This window comes from Streptomyces sp. NPDC056580 (assembly GCF_042793175.1).
Classification (GTDB): Bacteria; Actinomycetota; Actinomycetes; order Streptomycetales; family Streptomycetaceae; genus Streptomyces.
Genome location: NZ_JBHTVE010000002.1, coordinates 320,790 through 333,541 on the forward strand (window position 1 = coordinate 320,790; position 12,752 = coordinate 333,541).

The window sequence follows — 12,752 nt, forward strand, 5'->3', positions numbered from 1 at the left end:
GCCGGCACGGGGTGTTCCGCGTGCCCGCGGCCCACGGCGGCGCACACGCCTGCGAGGTCTGCTCGACCCATTGACGCGCAAGCGCTTCGATCCTACGGTCCCGTTCGAGGTTACGGGCTTGATCCGAAATATCGAACAGCAGTGACCGCGGCCCGGCCGGCCGGACGAGGCGGGCGACCGGCCGGAACGCGCCCCGCGGACGCCCGCCACGCCCCAGCCACCGACCCCGGAAGGCACGCATGAGCAGCCGCACCGCCCGCTTCACCCTCGACCCCGCCTTCACCGTCGGCGCGGTGAACCCCCGCCTGTTCGGCTCCTTCGTGGAACACCTCGGCCGCTGCGTCTACACGGGCGTCTTCGAGCCCGGTCACCCCGCGGCCGACGCCGAAGGGCACCGCACCGACGTCCTCGACCTCGTCCGCGAACTCGGGGTGACGGCGATCCGCTACCCCGGCGGCAACTTCGTCTCCGGCTACCGCTGGGAGGACTCCGTCGGCCCCGTCGAGGACCGGCCCCGCCGGCTCGACCTCGCCTGGCACTCCACCGAGACCAACCGGTTCGGCCTCTCCGAGTACATCGCCTTCCTGCGGAAGATCGGGCCGCAGGCCGAGCCGATGATGGCCGTCAACCTCGGCACCCGGGGCGTCGCCGAGGCCCTGGAACTCCAGGAGTACGCCAACCACCCGGCCGGCACCGCCCTCGCCGACCTGCGCGCCGCCCACGGCGACAAGGAGCCCTTCGGCATCCGGCTGTGGTGCCTCGGCAACGAGATGGACGGCCCCTGGCAGACCGGCCACAAGACGGCCGAGGAGTACGGCCGGATCGCGGCCGAGACGGCCCGGGCGATGCGCCAGCTCGACCCCGGGGTCGAACTGGTCGCCTGCGGCTCCTCCAGCCAGGCCATGCCCACCTTCGCCGAATGGGAGGCCACGGTCCTGCGGGAGACCTACGAACTCGTCGACCTCATCTCCCTGCACGCCTACTACGAGCCCGTCGACGGCGACCTCGACTCCTTCCTCGCCTCGGCGGTCGACATGGAGTCCTTCATCGAGAACGTGGTGGCCACCGCCGACCACGTGGGCGCCCGCCTGAAGTCCGGGAAGAGGATCAACCTCTCCTTCGACGAGTGGAACGTCTGGTACCTCTCGAAGTGGCAGGAGCACGCGCGGGGCATCGACCAGGGCGACTGGCCGGAGGCCCCCAGGCTCCTGGAGGACAACTACAGCGTCACCGACGCCGTCGTCCTCGGCTCGCTGCTGATCGCCCTGCTCCGGCACGCCGACCGGGTCACCGTGGCCTGCCTGGCCCAGCTCGTCAACGTGATCGCCCCGATCATGACCGAGCCAGGCGGCCCGGCCTGGCGGCAGACCACGTTCTTCCCGTTCGCCCAGGCCTCCCGGTACGGGCGCGGCGAGGTCCTCGACGTCCGCGTGGACTCGCCGACGTACCGGACGCGCAAGTACGGCGAGACCGACCTGCTGCACGCCACCGCGGTGCGCGCGGCGGACGGCACGGTCACCGTCTTCGCGGTCAACCGCGGCCGCACCGGGCCGCTGCCGCTGGAGGCGACCCTGAACGGCCTCGGCCTGACCGCCGTCACCGAGCACAGCGCCCTCGCGGACGCCGACCCCGACGCCCGCAACACCCTGGACGACCCGGAGCGGGTCACCCCGCACCCGGTCCGCGGGACCGCCCTCGCGGGCGGCGTCCTCACCGCCGTGCTGGAGCCGCTGTCCTGGAACGTGATCCGGCTGGCGTAGGCCGGGGCCCGGCGCCGGGGCTCAGCGGCCGGGGGAGGGCACCGGGTTCACCGGTGTCCCGCCGGCCGCCGTGCCCAGCAGGGTCAGGCCCACCTTGCCCGGACCGGACTCCGTGGTGAACTCCGACAGCACCGCCAGCGCCAGGGTGTTGGTGCCACGGGTGCGCAGGATGCCGTTCGGCAGCACGAAGGTGTGCTGCGGGCCGACGTTGTTGATGTACTGGCCCATGTTCCAGCCGTTGAGGAAGATCTGCGTCCGGTAGGCCCGGTACGGGTCGTCCTCCAGCGTCAGGCCGATCGAGGCGTCGATGTCGCCCGGCACGGACAGCCGGAACGTGGTCCGGTACCAGGTGACGCCCTGCCGCCGCTCGGCCCGCGGGAAGGCGACCGGCTTCCAGTCCCGGTCGGGGAAGCCGGGCAGGTGCCAGCCCTCCCGCTCGCCGAACAGACCGCCGTTGTTCTGCGGCCCGCGCACCGGGTCCGGCGCCGTCTCGCCCTGGATGCGCCACGTCACCGTCGGCGAGGCCCCCTTGAAGAGGGCGGCGGTCAGCCCGCGGGCCGCCTTGTGGGTGTCAAGCGCCTTGCCGTCCTGGTCGTGCTGCATCCGCCGGACCAGCACCGACAGCACGTGCTGCCCGGATCGGCGCAGCCGCCCGGGCACGGGGAACACCGCCGTGGCGTCCCAGCTCCCCTTGCGGACGGTGGTGTCCTTGTCCGGCACCGGCATCCGGTGGGTGCCCAGCGGCTCCCCGTCCAGCCAGGCCATCAGCAGCCCCTGGGTGCCGGTGGTGTAGGCGAGCGAGACCTCCTCCAGGCCGGAGGCGTCCGCGAAGGCGCCCCGGTACCAGACGTCCCCGTAGTGGAAGCCGTAGTCGTCCGCGAACAGCACCGGCCCGCCCTTCGGTACGGGCGTCGTGCTGAACGAGGCGGTCCGGTCGGCGACCCGCCACTTCGAGTCGTCGAAGTTGGGGCCCGCCTCCGGGTTCTCGGTCCGCGTCCGCCAGCCGCCCAGCGCGGGCAGCGCCACCTCCGGCACGGCGGGCAGCAGCCCGGTCGTCATCAGGCTGCCGGACATGGTGACCCGGGTCGGCACCTTGCGCCCGTTCCACACCAGGCCGGTGACGCCTCGCGGCCCCCACACCTCCACGCTGGTCGTCCCGGTGACGTCACCGGTCAGGTGGACCTCGGAGCCGCGCACCTCGGCGTGGCGCAGCAGCGCCGGGCCGTACACCAGCAGCGTCCCGGACGGGGTGTCATACGGGAACATGCGCACCGAGGTGGCGTCGTCGGCGAAGAGCAGCAGCAGCGGGGTGTCGCTCTCGCCCTGTGCGACCGACACCCGGGTCAGGCCGCCCTGTCCGAGGGGCACGTTCACATGGAGCTTGTCGCTCTCGAAGGTCCAGGCCGCCTCCGGGTCGAGCCGCATGACCAGCGGCTCGACCGGGCACTTCAGCACCAGCTCCGCCATGTCGTCGCGGCGGCCGGCGAACACGGCGATCTCCTGCTGCCCGACGGTCAGGCACATCACGGGCTGCGCGGTGCTGTACTTCAGCGTCCGGCTGCCGAGGGAGAGCCCGGTGGTCAGCATGCGGGCGTCACGCGCGGGCACGGTGATCCGCAGCTTGCCCTCGTGGGTCGGCAGGTCGGTGGTGACCGGGGCCGAGCCGTCGTTGCGGGCCACGTACACATGGCTGCCGGTGTCCGGGTTGGTCAGGTGGTAGACCTTCAGCCCCTCCGCCTTCACGTCGGCCGCCCGGTCCAGCCGGGCGAAGTCGGGCACGCGCTGCAGCAGGTGCCCGAGCTGGTGCAGCGGGGCGATCTTCTCGGTGACGTTGCGGCCCTCGTCGATGGCCGCCCCGTAGTCGTACGAGGTGTAGACGACCGGCGCGGGCAGCCAGCCCCACGAGGTGCCGCCGAAGGCCATGTACACGTTGTGCAGGGTGAGGCCGTTGGCGAGGTTGGTGAGGTAGAAGCGGCGTTCGTAGGCCGCGTCCCGGGTGCGCCGGGCCTCGGCGTAGCCCTTGCCGTCGAACCAGGCTCCGCCCCACGGGTCGAACCAGCCGCCGCCGAACTCGGGCACGAACCCGGGCGTGTGCGGCGAGGCGGTGGCGCCGCCGGTGAGCCCGCCGGGCCCGTAGTGCCCCCAGTCCGGCGGCACCTGGGCCGGCGAGGGGTACCCGTCGAAGCCGTACAGCCAGCCGCCCTTCTCGCCACCGGTGTCGAACGTGCCGGGGATCCAGTGGCCGTTACGCCCCTTGTCGTTGTGGAAGAGGGGTACGTCGATCCCGTCGGAGCGGACCTTCTTGTACAGGTGGGACATGTAGTCCCGGCCGGTCGCGTCGTCGACGTGGGAGTCGTACTCGTTCTCGATCTGGTAGAGCAGCACCGTGCCCCGGCCCTGGGTGAACAGGTGCCGGCGGGCGATCCGGTCGACCTGGGTCAGCCACTCGTCGACGTGGCGGAGATAGGCCGGGTCGGCGGTGCGGGCCTTGCCCTGCGCCGCCGTCAGCCAGCCCGGGAAGCCGCCGCCGTCGACCTCCGCGTTGATGTACGGGCCGGGCCGCAGCAGGACGTAGAGCCCGGTCTCGGTGGCCGTGCGCAGGAACAGGTCGAGGTCCCGGACGCCGGTGAAGTCGTAACGGCCGGGGGCGGGGGAGTGGTAGTTCCACGCCACGTAGACGCTGACGGCGTTGAAGCCGTGCGCCCGCATCTTCTGCAGCACGTCCCGCCACAGGGAGGGGCTGGGCAGCCGGAAGGGGTGCATCTCGCCGGACCACACCACCAGGCGCTTGCCGTCGACCAGGAGCGAGTAGGCGTCGTACCCGATCGTGTGGCGCTCGCCGTCGGCGCTCGGCGGGGCCGGCGCCGGACCGGTGGGCACGCTGCGCGCCGCGAACGCCGAGGGCGCCCCGGGGCCGCCGCTGCCGCCCAGGGCGAAGCCGAGCGCGGCCGAGCCGGCCAGGGCACTGAAGGTACGTCTGCTGAGCGCCAAGGTGGATCCTCCCGGGCGATCTTACGGGGGCGCGGTCCGGCCATTCTCCATGGAGACACGCCCCACAATGGACCCATGAGGATCTCGGCGCGGGCGGATTACGCGGTACGGGCGGTGCTGGAGCTGGCCGTACGGGAGGGTAGCGGCCCGGTGAAGGCAGAGGAAATCGCTGTCGAGCAGGACATTCCCCACAAGTTCCTCGAGGGCATCCTCGGTGATCTCAGGAGGGCGGGGGTCGTCGACAGCAGGCGCGGCGGCGGTGGTGGCTACCGGCTGGCCCGGGCGGCGGCCGCCATCACCGTGGCGGATGTCATCCGGGCGGTGGACGGTCCGATCGTCTCGGTGCGCGGGGAGCGCCCGACGGGTCTGGCCTACACGGGCACGGCCCAGCCCCTGCTCCCGCTGTGGATCGCCCTGCGCGCCAATGTGCGCCGCATCCTGGAGGGCGTCACCGTCGCCGACCTCGCGGCCGGATCGCTGCCCGGGCCGGTCGAGGCGCTGGCGGCCGAACCGGCGGCCTGGGAGAACCCCTGAGAGCGCGGTGGACGCCGGGCGCGGAGTGGGCGCCGGGGTACGGGCGGACGCCGGGGCGCGGGCGCGTGAAAAGCCGGAAGTGAATGGCCGGAGTTCGCCCTGACGGGCCGGAGCGGGGCTTTCTACGATGCCCATCGCCTCCCCGCCCTTCACAGGTTCCACACGGTTTCCTCAACGGTGAACGGACGGGTCGGAGGTCGCACCCCCCACTCGACAACCTGGAGAAACCATGGCTGGTGGACTCCTGCTGGGCGGCGCCGTAGCCGCTCTGCTCACCACCGCGCTACCCGCCCAGTCCCCCTCCTCCGTCTTCGACGACCCGCCCCCGGACAAGATCGTCATCGACGTGGCCACGGTGAACGGCTCCGGCTGCCCGGCCGGCACGGCCGCCGTCGCCGTCTCCCCGGACAACACCGCCTTCACGGTGACCTACAGCGACTACCTGGCCCAGGCCGGCGGCAACTCCGACCCCACGGCCTTCCGCAAGAACTGCCAGCTCAACCTGGTCGTGCACGTGCCCCAGGGCTTCACCTACGCGATCGCCAGCGCGGACTACCGGGGCTTCCTCTCCCTCCAGCCCGGCGCGACCGCCGCCCAGAAGGCGTCGTACTACTTCCAGGGCTCCTCGAACACCGCGGCGAAGACCCATCCGTTCAGCGGCGCCTACAACGACGACTGGCAGGCCACCGACCAGACCGACTGGGCCCAGCTGGTCTGGGCGCCCTGCGGGGTGCTGCGCAACTTCAACATCAACACCGAACTGCGGGTGAACGCGGGCAGCACCAGCCCCGGCAAGGTCAGCTTCATGACGATGGACTCCACCGACGGCGACATCAGCACGGTGTACCACCTGGCCTGGAAGGAGTGCCCGCACAGCTAGTGCTGCGACCGGGACGGCCCACCGTGACCGGGAGGCGGCAAGCGGGACGAGCGCACGCGAAACGGCTGGTATTACTGGGGCATGCAGGAAGAGATTGCACGCTCCGCGATCGACACGTTCATCTCCGCGTTCAACGCCTCGGACGACAGCTATGTGACCGCCCTGCTCTCCCAGGCTCTGACCTCAGACGTGGTCTTCTGGGGGCCGTTGGGCCGCAGTGAGGGAATCGCGGCGGTCGAGCGGTTCGTGCTGGACATCCGGAGCCACCCGGCGGGGACCGGCACGATGGTGCGCTGCTCGGCGGTCGACATGCCTGACGAGTGGGCCCGGTACCAGTGGGTCTTCACCACGCCGGACGGAGGTCCCCGCCTGGCGGGAACGGACGTCGTCCATCTGCGGCGGAGCCTCATCGACCAGGTCATCGTCTTCGCGGGGGAGATCGAACCGTCCGCCTCCTGAGTCGTCCTTCTGTCGCTCGAGGGGGCGTCCGCCACAGCGGACGCCCTTCTCTCTGCGGACGCGGGCGCGTTCCTCGCGTCGGGCGATGAGTACGTCGGGGCGGCGGGCCCCTGGGCGGTCAGTCTGCTTACCCGGACAGGCCCGGCCACCGGGCCTCCAGCGATCGGACCGGACGTCGCCGCACATCCGACCGCCACGACCGCCAACCCGGTGCACCTGTGCGGTCACCGCACCAGCCGGCGGCGCCCCCGCCGCCGCGGCGCCCGCTTTCAGCCCGTCCGGTCCATCCCCGCCGCGTTCGGCCAGCTCTGGGCGTTGGGCCAGCCGGTCGCCGGGGCCGGGGTCAGGCCGGCGGCGGGAGCCGGCGCCGGCGGGGCCGTCATGCCGCGCACCTGCGCGGCGGTGAGCCCGCCCCGCGCCGGGACGCCGGGAGGGGTGGGCCCCACGGCGGCGGCAGGCGCGGGCACCGGGGCCGGGGCGGGGACGGGCACCGGGGCCGGGGAGGGTACCGGGGCAGGCGCCGGGTGCGGGACGGGCACCGCGACCGGGGGCGGGGCCATCGCCGCCGGGGCCATCGCCGCCGGGGCCATCGGTGCGGCTGCGGGCGCGGGCACGGGCGTGGGGACCGGCGCCGGGAGGGGGACCGGCGCCGGAGCTTGGGGTGCGGGTGCCGGCGGCGGCGCCTGGGCCGCCGCCGGCACCGGCGTCCCGCCGCCCATCGGCATGGCGGCGGGAAGCGGCAAGCCGGCGCCGGCGGCCTGTGCCGCCAGTCCCTGCACACCGGCTCCGTTGGTCTCGTTCATCAGCCGGTCCACGGCCGCCGTACCCGAGCTGTAGCTGGTCCCGGTGCTCAGCTCGGGTACGGCGGCTCCCCTCCTGGTCCCGTAGAGCACCTGCTCCAGGCCGGACACCAGGCGACGCACGTCGACCTGGGGGCGCACCACGAGTCTCAGGAAGCGGCTGGACGAACCGATCTTGTTGCCGCACTCGCGGACCAGGATCCGGTGCTCGGTGAGCATCCGGTCCCGGACCACGGTGCCCTCCGCGCCGACGGGCAGGCGCACGAAGAGGAAGTTGCCCTGGGAGGGGTAGACGGTGAGGCCGGGCAGCGCGGAGAGGTGGCTGGCCATGTCGAGGCGGTCCCGGCGCACCTGCAGCAGGCTCTGCGCGTACTCCGGACCGTGCTCGCGCAGCATGAACACCACGTGCTCGGCGAAGGAGTTGATGTTCCACTTCGGCAGCATCGAACGGACCCGGCCGGCCAGGGCCGGGTTCGCCACGAGGTAGCCGAACCGGATGCCGTGCAGCCCGAAGTTCTTGCCGAGGCTGCGCAGGACGATCACGTTGGGCCGGAGCATGGCCTCCTGCACCACGCTCGGTTCGGCCTCCGCGTCGGCGAACTCCAGGAAGGACTCGTCGATCACCACCAGGTCGAGGTGCGCCATCGCGTCCATGAACTGCACGAGCTGCTGCTTGTGCAGATAGCCGCCGTCGGGGTTGTTCGGGTTGCAGACAACGGCCGCGCGGGTGCCCCGGGCCCGGATGAACTCGGCGTACTGCGCCAGGTCCAGGCCGAAGCCGTTCGCCTCCTGGAGCGGGAACATGTCCACCCGCTTGCCGGTCTCCATCGGCTGGTCGGTCCAGCGGCCGAAGGTGGGCACCGGCACGGCCAGCGACTCCCGCACCAGCAGGTGGTCGATCCAGGTGATCAGCTCCGTCGAGCCGTTGCCCATCGCCACGCACTGCGGCGGGAGCTGGAGCAGGCCGCACAGTTCGGCGGTGATGGTGTCGGCGCCGCTCGGGTAGTACGTGATGATCTCGCGCAGCCGGACCGCCATCTCCTCGAACATGGCGGGGGTGGGGAAGTACGGGTTGCACGGGATGCAGAAGTCCACCGGGCCCGACCCGTCGCTCTCCCGCGTCAGCGCCGCCATCGAGGGGCTGTGCGCGGCGGCGTTGCGGAACAACGAGGTGACGTTGTCAGGCAAGGGGACCTCCGTCGAAGGGTGGCCCGTGCGGGGGAGCACGGGCCGCCCCTGGATACGCAGGAGGCGCCGGTGACGTTCAACTCGCCGCCGGTGTGAGCCGGTTCACGCCCCGCCGCGCCTCACGCCCCGCCGCGCCTCACGCCCCGAACGTGTGCACCGTGGTCGTCCGGTACGTCTGCCCGGGCCGCAGCACGGTCGACGGGAAGGCGGCGTGGTTGGGGGAGTCCGGGAAGTGCTGGGTCTCCAGGCACAGCGCGTCGCCCTGGCGGTAGGTGCGGCCGCCGGTCCCGGTCAGCGTGCCGTCGAGGAAGTTGCCGGAGTAGAACTGCAGGCCCGGCTGGTCGGTGGCGATGCGCAGGGTGCGCCCGGAGCGCGGGTCGCGGAGCGTGGCGATGTGCTCGGGCCGCGCCGTGACACCCTTGTCCAGCACCCAGTTGTGGTCGTATCCCTTGGCGAGAACCTGCTGTTCGTGCCCGGACCGGATGTCCCGGCCGATCGGCTTGGCGCGGCGGAAGTCGAACGGGGTGCCCGCGACCCGCGCCAGCTCACCGGTCGGGATGAGACCGGCGTCGGTGGGGGTGTACCGGGCGGCGGCGATCGTGAGCTCGTGGTCCTCGATCGTGCCGCTGCCCTCGCCGGCCAGGTTCCAGTAGACGTGGCTGGTGAGGTTGACGACCGTGGCCCGGTCGGTGGTGGCCTCGTAGTCGATCCGCCACTCGCCGCGCCGGGTGAGGGTGTAGGTCACCTTCGAGCGCAGCGTGCCCGGGTAGCCCATCTCCCCGTCGACGCTCGTGTAGTACAGGCGCAGGCCGACGTCGGCGCCGTCGGTGAACGGCTCCACGTCCCACACGCGCTTGTCGAAGCCCTTGGCGCCGCCGTGCAGGCTGTTCACGCCGTCGTTGACGGAGAGCTGGTAGCTCGTGCCGTCGAGGGTGAACAGCCCCTTGCCGATGCGGTTGCCGTAGCGGCCGATCAGCGCGCCGAAGTACGGGCTCTTCGCCACGTAGTCGTCGATGCCGTCGAAGCCCGCCACCACGTTGGCGTGCCGGCCGCGGGCGTCCGGGACCTCCAGCGTCTGGACGACCCCGCCGTACGACAGCACCTTCATCCGGATGCCGCCGTTCTCCAGCGACCAGCGGTACACCTTGGTGCCGTCCGCCAGCCGGCCGAAGAGCTCCTTCACCGGCCGGCGGCCGGGGGCCGCCTGAGCGGCGCCCCCGAAGGCGGTGGCGGCGACGCCCGCCGCCGCTCCTGCGATGACCGTACGTCTGTTCAGTTCCACTTGGGACTCCTGGGCATAGGAGGGGCCCCGCCGGCGGTCCGGCGGGGCCCGAGCTGACTTACGAACCGGATTTGCGCTTGTTCCACACGTCGAACCCGACCGCCACCAGCAGGGCCAGGCCCTTGATCACCTGCTGCCAGTCGGTGCCGACGCTCAGGAGGTTCATGCCGTTGTTCAGCACGCCGAGGACCAGACCGCCGATGATGGCGCCGAGGACGGTGCCGACACCGCCGCTCATGGACGCGCCGCCGATGAACGACGAGGCGATCGCCTCGAGTTCGAAGTTGACGCCCGCCTTCGGCGAGGCCGCGTTCAGCCGGGCGGCGACCACCAGACCCGCCAGGGCCGCGAGCACGCCCATGTTCAGGAAGACGTAGAAGGTGACCTTCTTGTCCTTCACGCCGGACAGCTTGGCCGCCGGCAGGTTGCCGCCGATGGCGTAGATGTGGCGGCCGAAGACCGCGTTGCGCATGACGTAGCCGTAGCCGACGACCAGCGCGCCGAGGATGATCAGCACGATCGGGGCGCCCTTGTAGCTGGCGAGCAGCAGGGTGAGCACGAGGATCGCGGCGACCAGGGCGGTCAGCTTGAGCAGGAACAGCCGGGTGGGCAGCACCTCCAGCGCGAACTCCTGCTGGCGGCGACGGTCCCGGACCTCCTGCCACACCACGGCCGCGATCAGCACCAGACCGAGCAGCAGGGTGAGGTTGTGGTAGTTGGTGTCCGGGCCGGTCTCGGGCAGGAAGCCGTTGCCGAGCTTCTGCAGCCCGTCGGGGAACGGGCCGAGGGTCTGGCCCTTCAGCAGGATCTCCGTCAGACCGCGGAAGAGCAGCATCCCGGCGAGCGTGACGATGAAGGACGGTATGCCCAGATAGGCGATGAGGAAGCCCTGCACCGAGCCGGCCGCCGCGCCCACCAGCAGGCACAGCACCAGCGCGATCGGCCAGGACACGCCGTGCTGGACGGTCAGCACCGCGGCGAAGGCGCCGACGAACGCGGTCAGCGAGCCGACCGACAGGTCGATGTGCCCGGCGATGATGACCAGCATCATGCCGATCGCGAGGATCAGGATGTAGCTGTTCTGCAGCACCAGGTTGGAGACGTTGCGCGGCAGCAGCAGGTCCCCGTCCGTCCAGACGGCGAAGAGGACCACGATCAGGCCGAGCGCGATCAGCATGCCGTACTGGCGCATGTTGCGGCGCAGGCCGTCCAGCATCACCTGGAGCAGCCCCCCGGCGCCCGGTCCGCTCCTGCCCGGTGGCGCGGGGGCCGGGCTCTTGGCGGTCACATCCGTGCTCATCGCGTCACCTCTTGGTCCTGCGTGTCCTTCGTCATATGGCGCATCAGTACTTCCTGGGTGGCCTCGGCCCGCGGCACCTCACCGGTCAGCCGCCCGGCGGCCATGGTGTAGATGCGGTCGCACATGCCGAGCAGTTCGGGCAGCTCGGAGGAGATGAAGACCACCGCCTTGCCCTGGGCGGCGAGCTGGTCGATCACCGTGTAGATCTCGTACTTGGCGCCCACGTCGATGCCGCGGGTCGGTTCGTCGAGGATCAGCACGTCGGGTCCGGAGAAGATCCACTTGCTGAGGACGACCTTCTGCTGGTTGCCGCCCGACAGCTTGCCCACCGGCTCGAACACGGTCGGCGCCTTGATGTTCATGGTCTTGCGGAAGCCCTCGGAGACCTGCCGCTCCTCGTGCTCGTCGACGATGCCCCGCCGGGCCACCTTGCTCAGCGCGGTCAGCGAGATGTTGCGGTTGATGGTGTCGATCAGGTTGAGGCCGAAGTGCTTGCGGTCCTCGGTGACGTACGCGATCCCGTGCCGGACCGCCTCGGCGACGGTCTTGGTGCGGATCTCCTCGCCGTCCTTCAGGACCGTGCCGCCCACGTACCGGCCGTAGGTGCGCCCGAAGACGCTCATCGCCAGTTCGGTGCGGCCCGCGCCCATCAGGCCCGCGATGCCCACGATCTCCCCGCGGCGCACCTGGAGCGAGACGTCGTCAACGACCTTGCGCTGCTGGTCGATCGGGTGGCGCACGGTCCAGCCGCGGATCTCCAGCGCCGGCGCGGCGCCCTCCTCCGGACGGTGCGGGGTGCGCTCCGGGAAGCGGTGGTCGAGGTCGCGGCCGACCATGCCCGCGATGATCCGCTCCTCGGTGGTCTGCGGCGCCTTCACGTCGAGCGTCTCGATGGACCGGCCGTCCCGGATGATCGTCACCGAGTCGGCGACCCGGCGGATCTCGTTGAGCTTGTGGGAGATGATGATCGAGGTGATGCCCTGCTTCTTCAGCTCCAGGATCAGTCCGAGGAGCTTGCCGCTGTCCTCGTCGTTGAGCGCGGCCGTCGGCTCGTCCAGGATGAGCAGCTTCACCTGCTTCGACAGCGCCTTGGCGATCTCCACGAGCTGCTGCTTGCCGACGCCGATGTCGGCGACGCGGGTCTCCGGGTGCTCGTCCAGACCCACCCGGCGCAGCAGCTCGGTGGCGTGCCGCAGGGTCTCGTTCCAGTCGATGAGCCCGCGCCGGGCGTGCTCGTTGCCGAGGAAGAGGTTCTCCGCGATGGAGAGGTACGGCACCAGCGCCAGCTCCTGGTGGATGATGACGATGCCGTGCTGCTCGCTGGCCCGGATGTCCTTGAACTGGCAGATCTCCGACTCGAAGAGGACGTCTCCCTCGTAACTGCCGTACGGGTGCACGCCGGAGAGGACCTTCATCAGGGTCGACTTGCCGGCGCCGTTCTCCCCGCAGATGGCGTGGACCTCGCCCTGCCGGACGGTCAGGGTGACGTCCGACAGCGCCTTGACACCGGGAAAGGTCTTGACGATCGAGCGCATTTCCAGGACGGGTCCCGCCATGG

Annotated in this window: 9 protein-coding genes; 4 read left to right on the forward strand and 5 right to left on the reverse strand. The window is 71.4% G+C overall.

The window, feature by feature from the left end:
• Window positions 1-239 precede the first annotated feature (239 nt).
• Complete coding sequence (locus tag ACFQ9Z_RS05135) at window positions 240-1,760, forward strand: alpha-N-arabinofuranosidase (RefSeq protein WP_383010855.1); 1,521 nt, start codon at window positions 240-242, stop codon at window positions 1,758-1,760.
• Window positions 1,761-1,781: 21 nt separating this feature from the next.
• Here ACFQ9Z_RS05135 and ACFQ9Z_RS05140 read toward each other — a convergent pair whose 3' ends face one another.
• Complete coding sequence (locus tag ACFQ9Z_RS05140) at window positions 1,782-4,751, reverse strand: beta-galactosidase (RefSeq protein WP_383010858.1); 2,970 nt, start codon at window positions 4,749-4,751, stop codon at window positions 1,782-1,784.
• Between the two features lie 75 nt (window positions 4,752-4,826).
• Here ACFQ9Z_RS05140 and ACFQ9Z_RS05145 point away from each other — a divergent pair, with 75 nt between their 5' ends.
• The 3 genes from ACFQ9Z_RS05145 (at window position 4,827) to ACFQ9Z_RS05155 (ending at window position 6,624) form a co-directional block, all read left to right on the forward strand.
• Entirely contained in the window at window positions 4,827-5,285 is a 459-nt protein-coding gene (locus ACFQ9Z_RS05145; RefSeq protein WP_383010861.1) for an RrF2 family transcriptional regulator, read from the forward strand.
• A 229-nt stretch (window positions 5,286-5,514) separates the two neighbouring features.
• A complete protein-coding gene (locus ACFQ9Z_RS05150; protein ID WP_383010864.1) occupies window positions 5,515-6,165 on the forward strand; it encodes a DUF4360 domain-containing protein in 651 nt (216 codons plus the stop codon).
• Between the two features lie 81 nt (window positions 6,166-6,246).
• Entirely contained in the window at window positions 6,247-6,624 is a 378-nt protein-coding gene (locus tag ACFQ9Z_RS05155; RefSeq protein WP_383010867.1) for a nuclear transport factor 2 family protein, read from the forward strand.
• 269 nt (window positions 6,625-6,893) lie between these two features.
• Here the strand turns inward: ACFQ9Z_RS05155 and ACFQ9Z_RS05160 are convergent, their stop codons facing one another.
• The 4 genes from ACFQ9Z_RS05160 to mmsA all read right to left on the reverse strand — a co-directional run bounded on the left by ACFQ9Z_RS05160 (window position 6,894) and on the right by mmsA (window position 12,750).
• Complete coding sequence (locus ACFQ9Z_RS05160; RefSeq protein ID WP_383010870.1) at window positions 6,894-8,612, reverse strand: pyridoxal phosphate-dependent aminotransferase; 1,719 nt, start codon at window positions 8,610-8,612, stop codon at window positions 6,894-6,896.
• A gap of 136 nt (window positions 8,613-8,748) precedes the next feature.
• Complete coding sequence (locus ACFQ9Z_RS05165; protein ID WP_383010873.1) at window positions 8,749-9,894, reverse strand: aldose epimerase family protein; 1,146 nt, start codon at window positions 9,892-9,894, stop codon at window positions 8,749-8,751.
• A 58-nt stretch (window positions 9,895-9,952) separates the two neighbouring features.
• Window positions 9,953-11,194, reverse strand: a complete 1,242-nt coding sequence (gene mmsB / locus ACFQ9Z_RS05170; protein WP_383010876.1) for a multiple monosaccharide ABC transporter permease — start codon at window positions 11,192-11,194, stop codon at window positions 9,953-9,955.
• Entirely contained in the window at window positions 11,191-12,750 is a 1,560-nt protein-coding gene (gene mmsA / locus ACFQ9Z_RS05175; RefSeq protein ID WP_383010879.1) for a multiple monosaccharide ABC transporter ATP-binding protein, read from the reverse strand. Before mmsA ends, mmsB begins: the two co-directional genes overlap by 4 nt.
• Window positions 12,751-12,752 lie beyond the last annotated feature (2 nt).